This window comes from Pseudomonas sp. WS 5071, from assembly GCF_012985765.1.
Taxonomy (GTDB): domain Bacteria; phylum Pseudomonadota; class Gammaproteobacteria; order Pseudomonadales; family Pseudomonadaceae; genus Aquipseudomonas; species Aquipseudomonas lundensis_A.
Genome location: NZ_JAAQWY010000009.1, coordinates 131082 through 149618 on the forward strand (window position 1 = coordinate 131082; position 18537 = coordinate 149618).

General features: G+C 60.3%; 18 protein-coding genes. 10 read left to right on the forward strand and 8 right to left on the reverse strand.

What is annotated here, in order from left to right:
• Positions 1-106 precede the first annotated feature (106 nt).
• The 5 genes from HBN61_RS08095 (at position 107) to rlmF (ending at position 6560) form a co-directional block, all read left to right on the forward strand.
• Positions 107-1597, forward strand: coding sequence for a leucyl aminopeptidase (locus HBN61_RS08095; RefSeq protein ID WP_047278353.1), 1491 nt, complete (start codon positions 107-109; stop codon positions 1595-1597).
• 59 nt (positions 1598-1656) lie between these two features.
• Positions 1657-2097, forward strand: a complete 441-nt coding sequence (locus HBN61_RS08100; RefSeq protein WP_047277408.1) for a DNA polymerase III subunit chi — start codon at positions 1657-1659, stop codon at positions 2095-2097.
• Between the two features lie 7 nt (positions 2098-2104).
• Complete coding sequence (locus HBN61_RS08105) at positions 2105-2488, forward strand: DNA polymerase III subunit chi (protein WP_083333285.1); 384 nt, start codon at positions 2105-2107, stop codon at positions 2486-2488.
• Between the two features lie 117 nt (positions 2489-2605).
• The gene (locus HBN61_RS08110) at positions 2606-5452 is read left to right on the forward strand and encodes a valine--tRNA ligase (RefSeq protein ID WP_047277411.1); all 2847 of its coding nucleotides are present in this window, start codon (positions 2606-2608) and stop codon (positions 5450-5452) included.
• Between the two features lie 91 nt (positions 5453-5543).
• Entirely contained in the window at positions 5544-6560 is a 1017-nt protein-coding gene (gene rlmF, locus HBN61_RS08115; RefSeq protein WP_047278355.1) for a 23S rRNA (adenine(1618)-N(6))-methyltransferase RlmF, read from the forward strand.
• A gap of 70 nt (positions 6561-6630) precedes the next feature.
• Here rlmF and HBN61_RS08120 read toward each other — a convergent pair whose 3' ends face one another.
• A complete protein-coding gene (locus HBN61_RS08120) occupies positions 6631-6912 on the reverse strand; it encodes an HU family DNA-binding protein (RefSeq protein ID WP_003440137.1) in 282 nt (93 codons plus the stop codon).
• Between the two features lie 398 nt (positions 6913-7310).
• On the opposite strand from HBN61_RS08120, the gene yejK reads away from it, so the two are divergent.
• Both yejK and HBN61_RS08130 read left to right on the forward strand, forming a co-directional pair.
• On the forward strand, positions 7311-8315 hold the full coding sequence (gene yejK / locus HBN61_RS08125) for a nucleoid-associated protein YejK (protein ID WP_047277415.1): 1005 nt from the start codon (positions 7311-7313) through the stop codon (positions 8313-8315).
• Positions 8315-8668, forward strand: a complete 354-nt coding sequence (locus HBN61_RS08130; RefSeq protein WP_047277416.1) for a glutaredoxin family protein — start codon at positions 8315-8317, stop codon at positions 8666-8668. The genes yejK and HBN61_RS08130 overlap by 1 nt, the downstream gene beginning before the upstream one ends.
• A gap of 15 nt (positions 8669-8683) precedes the next feature.
• Here HBN61_RS08130 and HBN61_RS08135 read toward each other — a convergent pair whose 3' ends face one another.
• The 7 genes from HBN61_RS08135 to HBN61_RS08165 form a co-directional block, all read right to left on the reverse strand.
• Positions 8684-8977: a GIY-YIG nuclease family protein gene (locus HBN61_RS08135; protein WP_048376596.1), complete on the reverse strand. Its 294-nt coding sequence runs from the start codon at positions 8975-8977 to the stop codon at positions 8684-8686.
• A 5-nt stretch (positions 8978-8982) separates the two neighbouring features.
• Positions 8983-9462, reverse strand: a complete 480-nt coding sequence (locus tag HBN61_RS08140; protein WP_047278358.1) for a nuclear transport factor 2 family protein — start codon at positions 9460-9462, stop codon at positions 8983-8985.
• Between the two features lie 63 nt (positions 9463-9525).
• On the reverse strand, positions 9526-10821 hold the full coding sequence (locus HBN61_RS08145) for a CynX/NimT family MFS transporter (RefSeq protein ID WP_047278360.1): 1296 nt from the start codon (positions 10819-10821) through the stop codon (positions 9526-9528).
• 418 nt (positions 10822-11239) lie between these two features.
• On the reverse strand, positions 11240-12004 hold the full coding sequence (locus HBN61_RS08150) for an amino acid ABC transporter ATP-binding protein (RefSeq protein WP_047277425.1): 765 nt from the start codon (positions 12002-12004) through the stop codon (positions 11240-11242).
• Positions 12005-12016: 12 nt separating this feature from the next.
• Complete coding sequence (locus HBN61_RS08155) at positions 12017-13114, reverse strand: amino acid ABC transporter permease (protein ID WP_047277428.1); 1098 nt, start codon at positions 13112-13114, stop codon at positions 12017-12019.
• Positions 13115-13124: 10 nt separating this feature from the next.
• On the reverse strand, positions 13125-14306 hold the full coding sequence (locus tag HBN61_RS08160) for an amino acid ABC transporter permease (RefSeq protein WP_047278364.1): 1182 nt from the start codon (positions 14304-14306) through the stop codon (positions 13125-13127).
• Positions 14307-14371: 65 nt separating this feature from the next.
• Positions 14372-15400, reverse strand: coding sequence for an amino acid ABC transporter substrate-binding protein (locus HBN61_RS08165; protein ID WP_047277432.1), 1029 nt, complete (start codon positions 15398-15400; stop codon positions 14372-14374).
• 417 nt (positions 15401-15817) lie between these two features.
• Between HBN61_RS08165 and HBN61_RS08170 the strand changes: the two genes are divergently transcribed.
• From HBN61_RS08170 to HBN61_RS08180, 3 genes are all read left to right on the forward strand, one after another.
• Positions 15818-16474 (forward strand): alpha/beta hydrolase, encoded by a 657-nt coding sequence (locus tag HBN61_RS08170; RefSeq protein ID WP_083333284.1) that lies wholly within the window; start codon positions 15818-15820, stop codon positions 16472-16474.
• An 84-nt stretch (positions 16475-16558) separates the two neighbouring features.
• Positions 16559-18049, forward strand: a complete 1491-nt coding sequence (gene rhlB / locus HBN61_RS08175; protein WP_083333283.1) for an ATP-dependent RNA helicase RhlB — start codon at positions 16559-16561, stop codon at positions 18047-18049.
• A 300-nt stretch (positions 18050-18349) separates the two neighbouring features.
• Positions 18350-18537, forward strand: a 188-nt coding sequence (locus tag HBN61_RS08180; protein WP_524539064.1) for a transposase, incomplete at its 3' end; no start/stop codon positions are given.

Below are 18537 nucleotides of genomic sequence, written 5' to 3' on the forward strand. Positions count from 1 at the left end.
GCCCGACTAGACGCAGCCCCGCTTAGACAGGTGAAGCGTTTCATCCATAAGCACTCAAACCCACGCGTTTGTGCGCACGTTGACCATTTGATTCAGGGACCCGGACATGGAACTGGTTGTAAAAAGCGTTAGCCCAGAAACGTTGAAAACGGCCACTCTCGTGGTCGCCGTCGGCGAAGGCCGCAAGCTCGGCCCGACCGCCAAGGCCCTCGACGAACTCACCGGCGGCGCGATCAGCGCAGTCCTCAAGCGCGGCGACCTCGCCGGCAAGACCGGCCAAAGCCTGTTGCTGCATACCCTGCCCAACATCAAAGCCGAGCGCGTGTTGCTAGTGGGCACGGGTAAAGACGAAGAATTGGGCGACCGCCCGTTCCGGAAAATCATCAGCGGCGCCCTGAGCGTCCTTAAAGGCCTGGGTGGCAGCGAGGCGGTCTTTGCCCTCGACGAACTTGTGGTCAAGGGCCGCGACAGCTACGGCAAAACGCGCCTGCTGGCCGAAACCCTGGCAGACGGCGATTACACGTTCGACCGCTTTAAAAGCCAGAAAGCCGAACCCCGCGCCCTGAAAAAAATCACCCTGCTGACCATCAAGGCCGCGCAGGCTGAAGTGCAGCTGGCCGTGACCCACGCCCAAGCCATTGCTGCCGGCATGTCCTTCACCCGCGACCTGGGCAACCTGCCGCCGAACATCTGCCACCCGACGTTCCTGGCCGAACAGGCCAAAACCTTGGGCAAGACGTTCAAGGGCCTGAAGGTCGAGATTCTCGACGAGAAGAAAATCAAGGACCTGGGCATGGGCGCGTTCTACGCCGTTGGCCAGGGCAGCGACCAACCGCCCCGCCTGATCGTGATGAACTATGCGGGCGGCAAGAAATCCGAAAAACCGTTTGTCCTGGTGGGCAAAGGCATCACCTTCGACACCGGCGGCATCAGCCTCAAGCCGGGCGCGGGCATGGATGAAATGAAGTACGACATGGGCGGTGCTGCCAGCGTTTTCGGCACCCTGCGCGCCGTGCTCGAACTGAAACTGCCGATCAATCTGGTGTGCATTCTGGCCTGCGCCGAAAACATGCCCAGTGGCGGCGCGGCCCGTCCGGGTGACATCGTGACCACCATGAGCGGTCAAACCGTTGAAATCCTCAACACCGATGCCGAAGGCCGTCTGGTGCTGTGCGACGCCCTGACCTACGCCGAACGTTTCAAGCCACAAGCGGTGATCGACATCGCCACCCTGACTGGCGCCTGCATGGTCGCACTCGGGGCGCACACCTCCGGCCTGATGGGCAACAACGACGAACTGATCGAGCAACTGCTGGACGCGGGCAAGCAAGCCGATGACCGCGCATGGCCATTGCCGCTGTTCGACGAATACCAGGAGCAACTGGACAGCCCGTTTGCGGACATGGCCAACATCGGTGGCCCGAAAGCCGGCGCCATCACCGCGGGCTGCTTCCTGTCGCGTTTTGCCAAGGCCTACCATTGGGCTCACCTGGACATCGCGGGCACGGCCTGGGTCAGTGGCGGCAAGGACAAAGGCGCCAGCGGCCGTCCCGTGCCATTGCTGACGCAATACCTGCTCGATCGCGCCAACGCTTGACACTGTTGATCGCAGGCTGCGCCGCTTGAGGGCGGCGCAGCCCCGATTCAGGAACCGCAATGACCTCTGAAAAAACCAAAGTCGACTTTTATATCCTGCCCAGCGCAGACCCGGCAGCGCGGCTGGATTTCGCCTGCAAACTCACCGAAAAAGCCTGGCGTCTCGGGCATCGGGTGTACCTGCACTGCAGCGACGCGGCTCAGCGCGACGACCTCGATCAACGCCTGTGGCGCTTCAAGGGCGAGAGTTTTGTGCCCCATAGCCACGCCGAAGACGAACCCGATGGCGTGATCGTCATGGGCATAGCCGATGCGCCTGCCAGCCATCAGGACCTGCTGATCAATCTGGACCTGAAAGTCCCCGAATCCTTCAAGCGTTTCGCCCGCGTGGCGGAAGTCGTGGTCGAAGACCCCGCCGTTCGACTGGCGGCACGGGAGAGTTTCCGTTTCTACCGTGAACAGGGCTATCCTCTGCAAGACCACAAGTTACAACGACTCTGAGCACACGATGGACACCCCCAATTCGCCGAAAAAAGCTGCACACCTGCTCGATGATCTTGAGTCCATTCGCCAACTGCTGGACGACGAAGGCCTGCAACCGCCGCTGCTAACCGAGATGGTCGGCGAACAAGGCACGCAGATCCCCTTGCTGGACGAGGTCTTTGAACCCACACCTGCGCCCGTGCCAGCCGCGCAACCACCGCTCGCCAGTGCGCCTGCCGTCGACAAGGCCCCCGACGCCTTGCTGGTCCATCTGGACAGAGAGCTGCGCACGGCCGCGCAAGCGATCATGCAAGACGTCATCAACGACTATGCTCCGCACATCGAATCCGAAATCAAACGCCGCCTCGACGCACACATGGAGCGCCTGATCAGCCAGCATCAAAACTGATGCCCGATCCCTGAGCGCCCGATGACCTGTAATCGCCGCGCACAACTCGCCCTATGCGTCCCGCCCCGCTATACTTGCCGGCTTTCCTGAATTAATGCCAATAGGGTCCCGCCGCGCATGGATAAGACCTACCAGCCGCACGCCATTGAAACTTCCTGGTACAAAACCTGGGAAGAAGAAAACTATTTTGCCCCGCAAGGCGCGGGCGACCCGTACACCATCATGATCCCGCCGCCTAACGTTACCGGCAGCCTGCACATGGGGCACGGTTTCAACAACGCGATCATGGACGCCCTGATCCGTTTCCGCCGCATGCAGGGCCGTAACACCCTGTGGCAGCCGGGCACCGACCACGCCGGTATCGCGACGCAAATGCTGGTTGAGCGCCAAATCGAAGCCCAGGGCCTGAACCGCCACGACCTGGGTCGCGAGAAATTCCTCGACAAGATCTGGGAATGGAAAGACCAGTCCGGCGGCAACATCAGCCGTCAGATCCGTCGCCTGGGCTCGTCCGTCGACTGGAGCCGCGAGCGCTTCACCATGGACGACGGCTTGTCCGAAGCCGTGAAAGAAGCGTTCGTTCGCCTGCACGAAGATGGCCTGATCTACCGTGGCAAGCGCCTGGTCAACTGGGACACCAAATTGCACACGGCGATTTCCGACCTTGAAGTGGAAAACCACGACGAGAAAGGTTTCCTGTGGAACCTCAAGTACCCGTTGGCCGACGGCGCCAAGACCGCTGAAGGCAACGACTACCTGATCGTGGCGACCACGCGTCCCGAAACCATGCTCGGTGACGCCGCCGTTGCGGTGAACCCGAACGATGAGCGCTACCAGGCCCTGATCGGCAAGTTCGTCGAACTGCCGCTGGTTGGCCGCCGCATTCCAATCATCGCTGACGATTACTGCGACCCTGAATTCGGCACCGGCTGCGTGAAAATCACCCCGGCCCACGATTTCAACGACTACGAAGTCGGCAAGCGCCACAACCTGCCGCTGCTGAACATCTTCGACAAAAACGCCAAGGTCTTGCCTGCCGCTCAAGTGTTCAACCTTGACGGCACACTGAACGAGACCATTGACGGCACCCTGCCGGCCAAATACGCCGGTCTGGACCGCTTCGAAGCGCGCAAGCAGATCGTCGCGGACTTTGACGAAGCCGGCCTGCTGGTCAGCGTTGACGACCACGCCCTGAAAGTACCGAAGGGCGACCGTTCCGGCACGATCATCGAGCCGTGGCTGACCGACCAGTGGTACGTGTCCACCAAACCGCTGGCCGAACCGGCCATCGCCGCGGTTGAAGACGGTCGCATCGCGTTCGTGCCCAAGCAATACGAAAACATGTACTTCTCGTGGATGCGTGACATCCAGGACTGGTGCATCAGCCGTCAGCTGTGGTGGGGCCACCGGATCCCGGCCTGGTACGACGAGTCGGGCAAGGTGTATGTCGGTCGCGACGAAGCCGAAGTCCGTGCCAAAAACAACCTAGGCCCGGACGTTGCGCTGCAACAGGACAACGACGTGCTCGACACCTGGTTCAGCTCGGGCCTGTGGACGTTCTCCACCCTCGGCTGGCCGGAAAAAACCGACGCGCTGAAAACCTTCCACTCGACCGACGTGCTGGTCACCGGCTTCGACATCATTTTCTTCTGGGTAGCCCGGATGATCATGCTCACCATGCATTTGGTGAAAAACGAAGACGGCACCCCGCAAGTGCCGTTCAAAACCGTGTACGTTCACGGCCTGGTGCGTGACGGCCAGGGCCAGAAGATGTCCAAGTCCAAAGGCAACGTACTGGACCCGCTGGACATCATCGACGGTATCGAACTCGAAGACCTGGTGGCCAAACGCACCACGGGCCTGATGCAGCCCAAGCTGCTGAAGAAAATCGAGAAGCAGACCCGCGACGAATTTGCGGACGGCATCGCCAGCTACGGCACCGACGCCTTGCGCTTCACCTTCTGCTCGCTGGCCTCCACCGGGCGGGACATCAAGTTCGACATGGGTCGCGTCGAAGGCTATCGCAACTTCTGCAACAAGATCTGGAACGCCGCCCGTTACGTGCTGGACAAGGGCGAAGACTGCGGCCAGAACGGCGAAGCCTACGAATTGTCGCTGGCCGATCGCTGGATCATTTCGCAGTTGCAGCGCACAGAAGCCGAAGTGACCCGTCACCTCGACCAGTTCCGTTTCGACCTCGCGGCACAAGCCCTGTACGAGTTCATCTGGAATCAGTACTGCGACTGGTACCTCGAACTGTCCAAGCCGGTACTGTGGGACGAAAACGCGCCGGTAGAACGTCAGCGCGGTACCCGTCGCACACTGGTGCGCGTGCTGGAAGTCGCGTTGCGCCTGGCGCATCCGTTCATGCCGTTCATCACCGAAGAAATCTGGCAGCGCATCGCGCCGCTGGCGGGCGTTGAAGGCAAGACCATCATGCTGCAACCGTGGCCGGTGGCGAACGAAGCACGCATCGATCAGGCTGCCGAAGATGACATCGAATGGCTCAAGGGCCTGATGCTCGGCGTGCGTAACATCCGCGGCGAAATGAACATCGGTCCCGGCAAGCCGTTGCAGTTGTACGTGAAAAACGTCAACGCCGAAGACCAGCGCCGTCTGGCCGAGAACGATGCCTTGCTGAAAAAGCTGGCTAAACTCGAATCGATCACCGTGCTGCAAGACGGCGCCGAAGCCCCTCTGTCAGCCACCGCACTGGTGGGCGAGATGGAAGTGCTGGTACCGATGGCCGGCTTGATCGACAAGGATGCAGAACTGGCGCGCCTGGACAAGGAAATCCAGCGTTTGCACGGCGAAGTGGCCCGCGTAGGCGGGAAACTCTCCAACGCCGCGTTCGTTGACAAGGCCCCGGCCGAAGTCATCGACAAGGAACGCGCCAAATTGGCCGAAGCCGAACAGGCTTTGAGCAAGTTGGCAGAACAGCACGCGCGGATTTCCAGCCTGTAAACACGCTGCGCACCTGATCGCGGGCAAGGCCTGATGCTCCTGAGGGAGCCTCGGGGCTTGCCCGCGATTGCTTTTGTGGAATGAATTGAACATGACAACCCCACGCACTTCCAAAGCCACACGCCACAAACCCAAGGCGCCCGGCGAAGCCAAACCGGCCGCACCGCGGGTCAAACCGAGCCTGCACCCGCGCAATCGCCATCAGGGCCGTTACGACTTCCCGCAGCTGATCTCGGTGTGCCCCGAACTGGGCCAGTTCGTGATCATCAACCCGTACGGCAAAGAGAGCATCGACTTCGCCAACCCGGACGCCGTGCGCGTGTTCAACCGCGCCCTGCTCAAGGCCTTCTACGGCATTGCCCACTGGGACATCCCGGCCGACTACCTGTGCCCGCCAGTCCCGGGGCGCGCCGATTACGTGCATTTTCTGGCGGACCTGCTGGCCACCCTCAATGACGGCGTGATTCCGCGTGGCCCGAGCGTGCGCGTGCTGGACATCGGCATGGGCGCCAACTGCGTGTACCCGCTGATCGGCCATAGCGATTACCGCTGGCAGTTCCTCGGCACGGAAGTTGACACCATCGCCCTGAAAGCGGCCAAGGCCATCGTGCAATCCAATGGCCTGAACAAAGCCATCAGCCTGCGCCAGCAGCCCAACCCGCAGAAGATCCTGCTGGATGTGCTGGAAAGCAGCGAACGCTTTGACCTGAGCATGTGCAACCCGCCGTTCCACGCCTCACTGGACGAAGCACAGCGCGGCAGCGAGCGTAAATGGCGCGCACTGGGCAAGGCAGACCCGAAACGCAAGTTGCCGGTCCTGAACTTTGGCGGCCAGGCCGCCGAGTTGTGGTGTGAAGGCGGCGAGCAGCGCTTTGTCACGCAGCTGATCCGCGAAAGCGTGCAAGTGGGCCGTCAGGTGCTGTGGTTCAGCACACTGGTGTCCAAGGCGTCCAACCTGCCCGCCATCCAGACCGCCCTGAAAAAAGCCGGTGTGCGCGAGAGCCAGGTGGTGGACATGTCTCAGGGCAACAAGCAAAGCCGCTTTGTGGCCTGGACCTTCCACGACAAAGAACAGCAGCAACTGTGGCGCGAAAAGAACTGGAAATAACCCCCCAACTTGCGCGCACAAAAAAGCCGCGCTCCGGATCACTCCGGGGCGCGGCTTTTTAACAAGTGTCTTACTTGTTTACAGCGTCAGTCAGGCCTTTGGCCACAACGAGCTTGATCACTTTCTTGGCAGCGATTTCGATGGCTGCGCCAGTCGAAGGGTTACGGCCAGTACGGGCAGGACGCTCGGTCACTTTCAGTTTGCCAATACCTGGCAGAGTGATTTCGCCGCCATTTTCCAATTGATCAGCAACGATCTGAGCCAGTTGGTCCAGAGCGTTACGCGCGGTAGTTTTCGGCGCGTCGATAGCTTCAGCGATATCGGCGATCAGTTGGTCTTTAGTAATAGCCATTGAGATGTTCCTTCCCTATCAAATTCATTTGGTTTGCAGAGTGCAAAGTCAGCTATCGAGCCAGATAGTTAGGGTCTGGCACGCCCGTTTGCTTTCACGACGAATCGCGGATGTAGAGTGCTGAAACGGGGTTTGGTTCGACCTGACACATGCTGAATCCGCGCTTTGCGCCGTTACCCGGCGCAAGACGGGGCAAAACTAGCACAGAGACGGCCAAATATCCGCCTCTACCTGCCCATTTGGTCAGCTTTATCGCGTTAAAACCGTAAAAAAACGCCTCCCGGCCGACAGAAGCCCCCTAAACCCCGGTGCGAAGGCCGTCCAAAGGTTCAGGTGCGTTACACTTGCCGCTTTTGCGGGGCCTGCCCCCTGTCTTCTGATAACTCGCCGAGAAGCCCATGCCGATCCGTCATTGCATCGTTCATCTGATTGAGAAAAAACCCGACGGTACGCCCGCTGTTCTCCACGCCCGCGACAGCGAACTGGCCGAGTCGCAGGCCATCGAGAACATGCTGGCGGACCTCAACGAAAGCTATAACGCCAAACAAGGCAAGGCCTGGGGCTTTTTCCATGCCGAATCCGGCGCGCATCCGTTCAGCGGCTGGCTCAAGGAGTATCTGGACGGCGGCACCGACTTCACGGCCTTCAGCCGCGTGGCGGTCGAGCACCTGCAAAAACTGATGGAAGAGTCCAACCTGTCGGTGGGCGGGCATGTGTTGTTCGCCCACTACCAACAGGGCATGACCGACTATCTGGCCATCGCCCTGCTGCACCACAGCGAAGGCGTGGCGGTGAACGCAGAACTGGACGTGACCCCGTCGCGCCATCTGGACCTGGGCCAGTTGCACCTCGCGGCGCGGATCAACCTGTCCGAGTGGCAGAACAACAAACAGTCCAAGCAGTACATCTCGTTCATCAAAGGCAAGAACGGCAAAAAAGTGTCCGAGTATTTCCGCGACTTCATCGGCTGCCAGGAAGGCGTCGACGGGCCGGGCGAAACCCGCACCCTGCTTAAAGCCTTCAGCGATTTCGTGGAAAGCGAAGACCTGCCCGAAGAGTCGGCACGCGAAAAAACCAAAACCCTGGTCGATTACGCCAGCAGCCAGGCCAAAATCGGTGAACCGATGGGCCTTGAAGAACTCTCCGAACTGATCGACGAAGAACGCCCAAAAGCGTTTTACGACCACATCCGGAATAAGGACTACGGCCTCTCGCCGGAAATCCCGGCCGACAAACGCACCCTTAACCAGTTCCGCCGCTTCACTGGCCGCGCCGAGGGCCTGTCGATCAGTTTTGAAGCGCACTTGCTGGGCTCCAAGGTGGAATTCGACGAAGAGGCTGGCACGCTGATCCTCAAGGGCTTGCCGACCCAACTGCTCGACCAGCTCAAGCGCAACAAATAATGTTCAACGGGATCCTGAAAAAAGTCCTGTTCGTGCTGGTGGTCGTGGTGATCTTTCAGAACTGGGGCAAGATTGAGCGCGTGCTCAACCCCTCGGGCGTTGTGGCCGAGCAGACCCGGGCCAACGCCCGGGTCGTGCTCTACGCCACCGAGTGGTGCGGGTACTGCAAAGCCACCCGCCGCTTTCTCGACGAAAAAGGCATCCCCTACACCGAATTCGATATCGACAAGGACCCCGTCGCCCGCAAAGCCTATGAAGCATTGGGCGGACGCGGGATTCCGATCCTCGACGTGAATGGCACGCTGATCCGTGACTTCAAGCCCGAGGCGATCCTCGACGCAGTGAAACCGTGATCGGCGTCAGGGTGGTCAGGGCCGGCACTGGCTCGACACCAGGCACTCTTTGGCGCTCTTTCTGAGCTTTTTGATCAGCCGCTCCTGACGCAGCGCCTCGCCCTTGTCGGGCCAGGATTCGACATACACCAGTGCCACCGCCGGGCTGGATGCAAAGAAGCGCGCGCCCTTGCCGCTTTGATGCTTGGCAAACCGCTTATGCGGGTCATCGCTGATACCGCAATACAACGCCCCGTTGGCGGCCCGCACTAGGTACACAAACCAGGGCTTGCTCGTCGCTGTCGCTTCGCAAGATTGCGTTATTGCCATCACGGTTACAGCCCTTGAGCGCGCGCCTGAAAAGCCTTGAGCCCCTTTCTCGCCTGGGCGCGGATCGCATTTTTCACCAGCGGCGTCCATCCCAGTAGCGTGCCTTTGATGCCCAGCGCCTGACGTGACCAGCGCCACAGGTCGAAATGGTCATGGTGCTCGCAGATTTTGCCGTCGCGAAACACAAAGCGGGCCTGGATGTCATTGATCACAATCGCCCCGGTCTGGCTGAACACATAGGTGGCCACCCAGTGCGCACTGCCCTGCTGATCGTCAGCCTGCACGGTGTTGAAGCTGAGGGTGAAGTCCTTGGCCCGAGACGTGAGCATGCGCCACATGTCGCGCGCATCCTGCCCCCTCAGTTCACCGAACACCGGGTCGCTGAATAGCACGTCTTCGGTGTAACACTGCGCCATGGTTTCAGCATCCAACTGCTGGAATGCTTGATAAAAGCGCGTGATCAACGCGTGGTGGGCTTGGCTCATGACGGGGTCCGTGGAGGTGGAATTCGTGCACGATAATCCGACATGAGCAGAAACTCTATGGCTTCAGACCTTCTCGCTGACGACATTGACGAATTTCGCACGCCCTGCCCCCAGCCCGGCAATGATTGCACCGATGCCCACAACGCCGAAAATCCAGCCCAGGGCGTCCCAGCCACCGGTCAATTCGTGAACCAGCCCCACGGCAAACGGGCCCATCGACGCCACGGTGTAGCCGATGCCTTGCGCCATGCCCGACAAGTTGGCCGCCACGTGAGCGTCTCGCGAACGTAACACGATCAGGGTCAGCGCCAGGCTGAAGGTGCCGCCCTGCCCCAGGCCCAGCACGATGGCCCAGCCCCACAATCCGTCCAGGGGGGCGTACAGGCAGCCAAACAGTCCGGCCAGGGTCATGCCCATCACCAGCACAATGGCGACGCGTTGATCCTTACCCCGGGTGGCCAGCCAGGGCGCCGTCAAGGCGGTGGCCAGTTGCACGATCACCGAACCGGACATCACCAGCCCCGCCTGTGTCGGTGTCAGCCCGCGGCCGATCAGGATCGACGGCAGCCACCCAAACACGATGTAGGACAACGACGACTGCAAGCCCATATAAAGCGTGACCTGCCACGCCAGCGGGTCGCGTAACAACCCGCGCACCCGGTACGCCACGTTGTGCGCGCCCTGTCGCTTGCCGACTTGCGGCAGCCAGAAGACGGCGGCAAGCACCGCCGGCAGCGCCCAAAAACCCAGTCCCAACGCCCAGCTGTTGCCGAAGTAATGGCTCAGGGGGACCGTCGCCCCGGCCGCCAGCGCGGCGCCGAGACAGAGTGCCATGGTGTAGACCCCCGTCATGGTGCCCGCATGCCCGGCGAAATCCCGCTTGATGATGCCCGGCAACAGCACACCGATCACCCCGATGCTGGCACCGGCCAGAATGCTTCCGGCGAACAGCCCGACCTCACCCAGGCAACTGCGCAACACAATACCGCCGCCCAGGGTCAGCAAGATGCCCAGCACCACCCGCTCGGTGCCGAATCGCCGCGCCAGGATCGGCGCCAGGGGCGCAAAAATGCCGAGGCACAACACCGGCAAGGTGGTCAGCAAGCCTGCTTGCGCGGCCGACAACCCCAATTGATCAGACACCTCCCCCAACAGCGGCGCCATGCTCGACAACGCCGGGCGCAGGTTCAACGCCACCAACACCAACCCCAGCAACAACAGCCAGGGGCGCAGCACCACGGGAGGCGCTTGCTGGACCCCCTCGTCGTCCGCCTCGGCATCAATCAGCAGTTGATCCAGATCTTCCAGATGGCGTACGGGTTCGAGGCGGTCGTTAGGGTGTGGCGGATTGCTCGTCATGGCCTGCTCCGGTTCAAGGTTCTTTGATCAACGTCCGGCTAAGTGCCATCGCCCGTTGAGGGTCTTGTTGTTTGACAGCGCCCAGCCGTTCGATGTGCCGATCGAACACCGACGGGCGGCGCGGGTGAGTATTCACTGTGTGACGCAACGGGCCGCTGACGCCACTGACGATGCAGGCACACCGCTTGCTGGCGCAGGCGTGTGCGCGGCATTCATCAGGCGCAGGGGCAATGACAGGTCGCAGCCGATGTCGGTATTGAGATCGCCACAGGGGTACGTGGCGCGGGCCTCAACAGATTCGGGACATCTTAGCCAGACGAAGACGCCGGGGGCAAACCGGGAGTGAGGGGAGTCGCGGCCGCAGGCTGCACGCTTTTGAGGAGGTAACAGCGCGCAGCCTGCGGGTAGTGCTACAGGCTTAGTGCAGGATCTGGTTCAGGAACAGCTTGGTCCGGTCATTTTGCGGGTTGTCGAAGAAATCATTGGGGGCGGCTTGCTCAACGATTTCGCCTTTATCCATGAAGATCACCCGATTCGCCACGGTCCGGGCAAAGCCCATTTCATGGGTCACGCAGAGCATCGTCATGCCGTCTTGCGCCAGGCCGATCATGGTGTCGAGCACCTCCTTGACCATTTCCGGGTCCAGCGCTGACGTCGGCTCATCAAACAACATGATCTTGGGCTTCATGCACAAGGCCCGGGCAATCGCCACGCGCTGCTGCTGACCACCGGACAATTGCCCTGGGTACTTGTGCGCCTGCTCGGGGATGCGCACCCGTTCCAGATAATGCATGGCTATTGCTTCGGCTTCACGCTTGGGCATCTTGCGCACCCACATCGGGGCCAGCGTGCAGTTTTGCAGGATGCTCAGGTGCGGGAACAGGTTGAAGTGCTGAAACACCATGCCCACCTCACGGCGCACACTTTCGATCTGTTTGAGGTCATTGGTCAGCTCGACGCCATCCACCACGATGCGCCCCTGTTGGTGCTCTTCAAGGCGATTAAGGCAACGGATGGTGGTGGATTTGCCGGAGCCCGACGGGCCGCACAGCACGATCCGCTCCCCCGGCTGAACCGTGAGGTTGATGTCTTTAAGCACATGGAACTGGCCGTACCATTTGTTCACCCCGAGCATCTGGATGATGCCTTGCGGCTCGGCAGTCTGTTTGATGGCTTCACTCATGATGCGCGTCTCCTAATGCTTGTGGCCGGTGTCCAGCTTGCGCTCCAGGTGCATGGAGTAGCGGGACATGCCGAAACAGAAAATCCAGAACACCAGGGCGGCGAACACATACCCTTCGGTCGCCATGCCTAGCCATTTGGGGTCCGCGGCCGCTTGCTTGACGCTGTTGAGCAGGTCAAACAGGCCAATGATGATGACCAGGCTGGTGTCCTTGAACAGGGCAATAAAGGTGTTGACGATGCCGGGGATCACCAGCTTCAAAGCTTGGGGCAGAATCACCAGCCCGGTACTGCGCCAGTAACCCAGGCCCATGGCCGCCGCGGCCTCGTACTGACCCTTGGGGATCGCTTGCAACCCGCCGCGCACCACTTCAGCCACGTAAGCCGACTGGAACAGAATCACCCCGATCAACGCCCGCAGCAGCTTGTCGAAGTTCATGCCTTCGGGCAGAAACAGCGGCAGCATCACTGACGACATGAACAACACGGTGATCAGCGGCACCCCGCGCCAGAACTCGATGAAGGTCACGCACAGCACGCGGATGGCGGGCATGTCGGAGCGGCGCCCCAGCGCCAGCAAAATCCCCAGTGGCAGCGCGCCCGCAATGCCCACCGTGGCAATCACCAGGGTCAGCATCAGGCCACCCCACTGGCTGGTGGCCACCGGACTCAAGCCCCAATAACCACCGTGCAGCAAGGCGTAGGCCAGCAGCGGGTACACCACCAAAAAGACCACGCCGTAGACAGCCTTGTGCCGCAAGCGCGAAACGAACAGCGGCGCAGCCCCCAGCACCGCCAGCCAGACGCTGAGGTCCACGCGCCAGCGCAAGGCCTGCGGGTAGTAGCCATACATGAATTGACCGAAGCGTTGCTGGATAAACACCCAACATGCGCCGTCTTTGGTGCAGTCCTCACGGGTGGTGCCCACCCAGTTGGCATCGACAATCGCCCAGCTCAGCAATGGCGGTACGATCAGCCACACCAGATAACACGCAAGCAGTGTCAGCACGGTGTTGAACGCACTGGAAAACAGATTGGCCCGTGCCCATGCCAGCAGGCCGATGCGTGTGCCCGGTGGAGGCAAGTCCGGTTTGAAAACATGCGTCGTCATGGTCGCGCCCTCACCGTTCGATCAGCGCAATGCGCGTGTTGTACAGGTTCATCAGCAGCGAAATGCTGAGGCTGATGGCCAGGTACACGCTCATGGTGATGGCAATGACCTCGATCGCCTGACCCGTCTGATTGAGCACCGTCCCTGCGAACAGCGACACCATCTCCGGATAACCGATACCCGCCGCCAGTGACGAGTTTTTCACCAGGTTCAGGTATTGGCTGGTCAGGGGCGGAATAATCACCCGCAACGCCTGGGGGATGATCACCTTGCGCAGCGTCGGCCCCGACTTCAGGCCCAGCGAATGCGCCGCCTCGGTCTGGCCGTGGCTGACTGACTGGATGCCCGAGCGCACGATTTCAGCGATAAACGCAGCGGTGTACACCGTGAGCGCGAGGGTCAGGGCCAGCAGCTCCGGGATCAGCACCCAGCCACCGACGAAATTGAAGCCCTTGAGCTGCGGCATTTCCCAGTGCACCGGACTGCCGGTCAGCCACACGCAGATGCCCGGAATCACCACCAACAGCGCCACGGCCGCCCAGAATTTATGAAACGGCACCCCGGTGTCTTCGAAGCGCTTGTTGGCCCAACGCACCATCAGCACCACCGCCGCGATTGCCAGCACGACACTGATGACAAACGGCCAGAACGCCTCGGTGCCAATCGCTGCGGGCATGTTCAGCCCGCGGCTGCTCATGTAGAAGGTGTCTGCGATGGTGTGACTGTTGCGCGGCAGCGGCATGGTCAGGAACACCGCGAAATACCAGAACAGGATTTGCAGCAGTGGCGGAATGTTGCGAAACACCTCGACATAGACCGTGGCCAGCTTGTTGATCATCCAGTTGGGTGACAGCCGCGCGATGCCAATGATGAAACCCAGTATCGTCGCCAAGACCACGCCAATGGCCGAAACCAGCAAGGTATTGAGCAGGCCGATGACAAATACACGGGCATAACTGTCGGACTCGGTGTAATCGATCAAATGTTGCGCGATGCCGAACCCTGCACTGCGCTCCAGAAAATCAAACCCCGACGTAATGCCCCGGTGCTGCAAATTGGTCTGGGTATTGTCGAACAGATACCCGCCCAGCCAGACCACCAGCACCACGGTGACGATCTGAAATACCCACCCACGCACACGTGGATCGCTCAGGCTGAGCCTGGGCTTGAGTGCGCCGACTTTAGTCTGCATGTTGAACCCCTGAAAAAAATGGACAGAACATCACCCGGCCAGGTGGCGGCCGGGTGACAGCGCTATCAGCGCACAGGGGGTGCGTATTGGATGCCACCGTTGTTCCACAAGGCATTGAGCCCGCGGTCGATGGCCAGAGGGGTGCTTTTGCCGAGGTTGCGCTCAAACACTTCGCCGTAGTTGCCGACCTGACTGACAATCTGCACGACCCAATCTTTGGGCAGCTTCAAGTCTTTGCCGTATTCACCGTCGGCACCCAACAGCCGCGCGACATCCGGGTTTTTCGTCGATTTGGCTTCCGCGACCACGTTCTGGGAGGTGATGCCCGCTTCTTCTGCATTGAGCATGGCGTAAAGGGTCCATTTGACGATGCTGAACCAGTCCTCATCGCCTTTGCGCACCACTGGCCCCAAGGGCTCCTTGGATATGGTTTCCGGCAGCACCACGTAATCGTTCGGCGTCGCCAGTTTGCTGCGCTGCGCGTACAGCTGCGATTTGTCGGAGGTCAACACATCACAGCGCCCGCTCTCCAGCGACTTGGCGCTTTCGTCAGAGGTGTCAAACGTGATGGGGGTGTACTTGAGGTTATTGGCGCGGAAGTAATCAGAGACATTAAGCTCCGTGGTGGTGCCCGCCTGAATGCAAATGGTGGCGCCGTCCAGTTCCTTGGCACTGTTGACGCCCAGTTTTTTATTCACCAAAAACCCCACACCGTCGTAGTACGTCACGCCGGCGAACACCATGCCCATGCCCGCGTCACGGGAGCTGGTCCAGGTGGTGTTGCGCGACAGTACATCCACCTCGCCCGATTGCAGCGCCGTAAACCGCTCTTTGGCATTCAACTGGCTGAACTTGACCTTGGTCGCGTCGCCAAACACAGCGGCGGCCACGGCGCGGCAAATGTCCGCGTCAATCCCGAGAATTTTCCCGGACGCATCCGGCACCGAAAAACCGGGCAGCCCATCACTCACTCCGCATTGCACAAAGCCTTTTTTCTTCACGCTGTCCAGCGTTGCGCCCGCCTGGGCAAAACTGCTCATGCCGAGGACAACGACTGCTGTGGCCAGGGCCAAAGTGGATTTCAACTGCTTCATTCAAACCTCCAAGTGTTGCTTTTATTGTGTTTGAACAAGACCCGCCGCCCCCTTGTGAGGCACTGTTGACCCGTGTTGGCTTTAAATGAGGTCAAGCGGCATAAGTCTTGAGCGATGGGTGCATCGCACGAACCTTCAAACTGAAGCGCTCACGTGAGCTGCTGAACTCCTTGTCTCGCTTCACCTTCAGGCTTTTTGCTATCCCCCCGACGGCCGTTGCCTGTTAGTGTTACCGCCGGAAATACGCAGTGGCGCCCACAGCTCATAGCAAAGCGCGTACCACTCATACGCTCTGAACAAATGCGCGCTTATTTTCAGAAAAATCGTTCAAGCAATAGACATTTTCGCCAAACGTTAAACGAACTCGCACTTCAGCCGCGCACCGTGATGGCGCGCCTGCACACCGATGGAGCAACCATGACCGAGCCTCTTATCCTCGACCCTAAAAAGCCCGCAGACGCCTGTGTTATCTGGCTTCATGGCCTGGGCGCGGACCGCTATGACTTCGTGCCGGTGGCCGAAGCGCTGCAAGAAAGCCTCCTGACTACACGTTTTGTTTTGCCGCAGGCACCGACCCGGCCAGTCACCATCAATGGCGGCTATGCCATGCCCAGCTGGTACGACATCAAGGCCATGAGCCCGGCCCGGTCGATCTGTGAAGACGAGCTCAATGAGTCCGCCCGCACGGTCATTGAGTTGATCGAAAAGCAGAAAGAACAAGGGGTAGACGCCAGCCGTATTTTTCTGGCCGGGTTTTCCCAGGGCGGCGCGGTGGTGTTTCACACCGCGTACCTGAAATGGCAGGGCGCATTGGGTGGCGTAATCGCCCTCTCCACCTACGCGCCAACCTTCAGCGATGAGATGGAACTGTCCGCCAGCCAGCAGCGAATTCCAGCCTTGTGCCTACACGGTCAGTACGACGATGTAGTCCAAAACTCCATGGGACGTACGGCGTATGAACATTTAAAAAGCCGCGGCGTGAGCGTTACCTGGCAGGAATACCCAATGAGCCATGAAGTGTTACCTGAGGAAATCCGGGACATAGGCGTCTGGCTCAAGGCGCGCCTGGGTTAAAACCGAAACATCCTGTCGTTCACTACGCCGAGCACGCGACTTGCATTACACTGCCCGGCGTACACTCCTTAACCAACTGATGAGATGACCGTGCTCAAAGCACTCAAAAAAATATTCGGTAAAAGCGAGGCTGAGCCGCTCGCGCCAGCTTGCACAGCACCTTCCAGCAGCCCCGGCCCGCGAACCGACGCGCCACAAAGCGCCCAGCCTGCTCCCGCTTCTGCCTCGGTGACCACGCCCGACGCACAGCCTGTTGCCCCTTCTGCACGCAACGAAAAACCGAAACCGGCCAAACCGCGCCGGGAAGCGGCACCCAAACCGCCGGTTATCCCCTGGAAAATCGAAGACTTCGTGGTCGAGCCGCAAGCAGGCAAAACCCGCTTTCACGACTTCAAGCTTGCGCCCGAGCTGATGCACGCCATCCAAGACCTGGGCTTTCCTTATTGCACGCCGATTCAGGCGGGCGTTTTGGGTTACACCCTCTCAGGCCGCGATGCGATTGGCCGCGCACAGACCGGCACCGGCAAAACGGCGGCGTTCCTGATTTCGATCATCAGCCAGCTGACCCAAACGCCACCGCCCAAAGAACGCTACATGGGCGAGCCACGCGCCTTGATCATCGCGCCGACCCGCGAGCTGGTGGTGCAAATTGCCAAAGACGCCGCCGACCTGACCAAATACACCGACCTCAACGTCATGACGTTCGTGGGCGGCATGGACTTCGACAAGCAACTCAAGCAACTGGAAGCCCGTCACTGCGACATTCTGGTGGCCACTCCGGGTCGCCTGTTGGACTTCAACCAGCGCGGCGAAGTGCATTTGGACATGGTTGAAGTGATGGTCCTGGACGAAGCCGACCGCATGCTGGACATGGGCTTTATCCCGCAGGTGCGCCAGATCATCCGCCAGACCCCGCCCAAAGCCGAACGCCAGACCTTGCTGTTCTCTGCGACCTTCACCGAAGACGTGATGAACCTCGCCAAGCAATGGACCACCGACCCGGCCATCGTGGAGATTGAATCCGAAAACGTGGCCAGCGACCGTGTCGAACAACACGTCTACGCCGTCGCCGGGGCCGACAAGTACAAGTTGTTGTTCAACCTGGTGAATGACAACGGTTGGGAACGCGTCATCGTCTTTGCCAACCGCAAGGACGAAGTGCGTCGCATCGAAGAACGCCTGGTACGTGACGGCATCAACGCCGCGCAACTGTCGGGCGACGTGCCCCAGCACAAACGCATCAAAACCCTGGAAGGCTTCCGCGAAGGCAAAATCCGCGTGTTGGTCGCCACCGACGTCGCGGGCCGCGGGATTCACATCGACGGCATCAGCCACGTGATCAACTTCACCCTGCCGGAAGTGCCGGACGACTACGTACACCGCATTGGCCGTACTGGCCGAGCGGGTGCTGACGGCGTATCCATCAGCTTTGCCGGTGAAGACGACTCGTATCAGCTGCCCGCCATCGAAACCAAACTGGGCCGCAAAATCAGCTGCGAAACCCCGCCAACCGAACTGCTGCGCCCTGTGGTACGTGCCGTGCGCAAACCCCACGACCCGACCGAAACGGCCTGATCGATCCGGCCAGCCCCTTGCTCGCGATAGCGGTACGCCTGCTTCGCGAGCCGGACTGGCACGTCTGGCACTGACTAATCGCGCAATGCCAGCTCCGCTTCGCGCTGCGCAATGGCCGCCTCCAGCTCGGGCGAGCGCTTGGCCCACTGCTCGGGTGGTATCGGTTTAGACCACTCAACAATCTCCGGCCAGGTTAATTCTGGAGGGGGGTTTAGTTTTAGCTTGTGCACGGCGCTAAGGAATCTCCGAACAAGCCTTCAGTTATGCGAGAATCCCCGCAACACCTGATCCGAGCCGCCCATGAGCCAGATGAGCTTTTCCGACTTTGAGTACGCCGGCAAGCGCAAGCAAACCCGCCGAGAGCGCTTCCTCGCCGAAATGGATCAGGTGGTGCCCTGGGCAGGCCTGCTGGAGCTGATCGAACCGTTCTACCCCAAGGCCGGCGGCGGTAGAAAACCCTATCCTCTGGAAACCAGGTTGCGCATCCA

Coding starts and splice junctions, on each gene's coding strand:
- HBN61_RS08095 (WP_047278353.1), top strand. CDS start 107: ATGGAACTGGTTGTAAAAAGCGTTAGCCCAGAAACGTTGAAAACGGCC.
- HBN61_RS08100 (WP_047277408.1), top strand. CDS start 1,657: ATGACCTCTGAAAAAACCAAAGTCGACTTTTATATCCTGCCCAGCGCA.
- HBN61_RS08105 (WP_083333285.1), top strand. CDS start 2,105: ATGGACACCCCCAATTCGCCGAAAAAAGCTGCACACCTGCTCGATGAT.
- HBN61_RS08110 (WP_047277411.1), top strand. CDS start 2,606: ATGGATAAGACCTACCAGCCGCACGCCATTGAAACTTCCTGGTACAAA.
- rlmF (WP_047278355.1), top strand. CDS start 5,544: ATGACAACCCCACGCACTTCCAAAGCCACACGCCACAAACCCAAGGCG.
- HBN61_RS08120 (WP_003440137.1), bottom strand. CDS start 6,912: ATGGCTATTACTAAAGACCAACTGATCGCCGATATCGCTGAAGCTATC.
- yejK (WP_047277415.1), top strand. CDS start 7,311: ATGCCGATCCGTCATTGCATCGTTCATCTGATTGAGAAAAAACCCGAC.
- HBN61_RS08130 (WP_047277416.1), top strand. CDS start 8,315: ATGTTCAACGGGATCCTGAAAAAAGTCCTGTTCGTGCTGGTGGTCGTG.
- HBN61_RS08135 (WP_048376596.1), bottom strand. CDS start 8,977: ATGGCAATAACGCAATCTTGCGAAGCGACAGCGACGAGCAAGCCCTGG.
- HBN61_RS08140 (WP_047278358.1), bottom strand. CDS start 9,462: ATGAGCCAAGCCCACCACGCGTTGATCACGCGCTTTTATCAAGCATTC.
- HBN61_RS08145 (WP_047278360.1), bottom strand. CDS start 10,821: ATGACGAGCAATCCGCCACACCCTAACGACCGCCTCGAACCCGTACGC.
- HBN61_RS08150 (WP_047277425.1), bottom strand. CDS start 12,004: ATGAGTGAAGCCATCAAACAGACTGCCGAGCCGCAAGGCATCATCCAG.
- HBN61_RS08155 (WP_047277428.1), bottom strand. CDS start 13,114: ATGACGACGCATGTTTTCAAACCGGACTTGCCTCCACCGGGCACACGC.
- HBN61_RS08160 (WP_047278364.1), bottom strand. CDS start 14,306: ATGCAGACTAAAGTCGGCGCACTCAAGCCCAGGCTCAGCCTGAGCGAT.
- HBN61_RS08165 (WP_047277432.1), bottom strand. CDS start 15,400: ATGAAGCAGTTGAAATCCACTTTGGCCCTGGCCACAGCAGTCGTTGTC.
- HBN61_RS08170 (WP_083333284.1), top strand. CDS start 15,818: ATGACCGAGCCTCTTATCCTCGACCCTAAAAAGCCCGCAGACGCCTGT.
- rhlB (WP_083333283.1), top strand. CDS start 16,559: ATGACCGTGCTCAAAGCACTCAAAAAAATATTCGGTAAAAGCGAGGCT.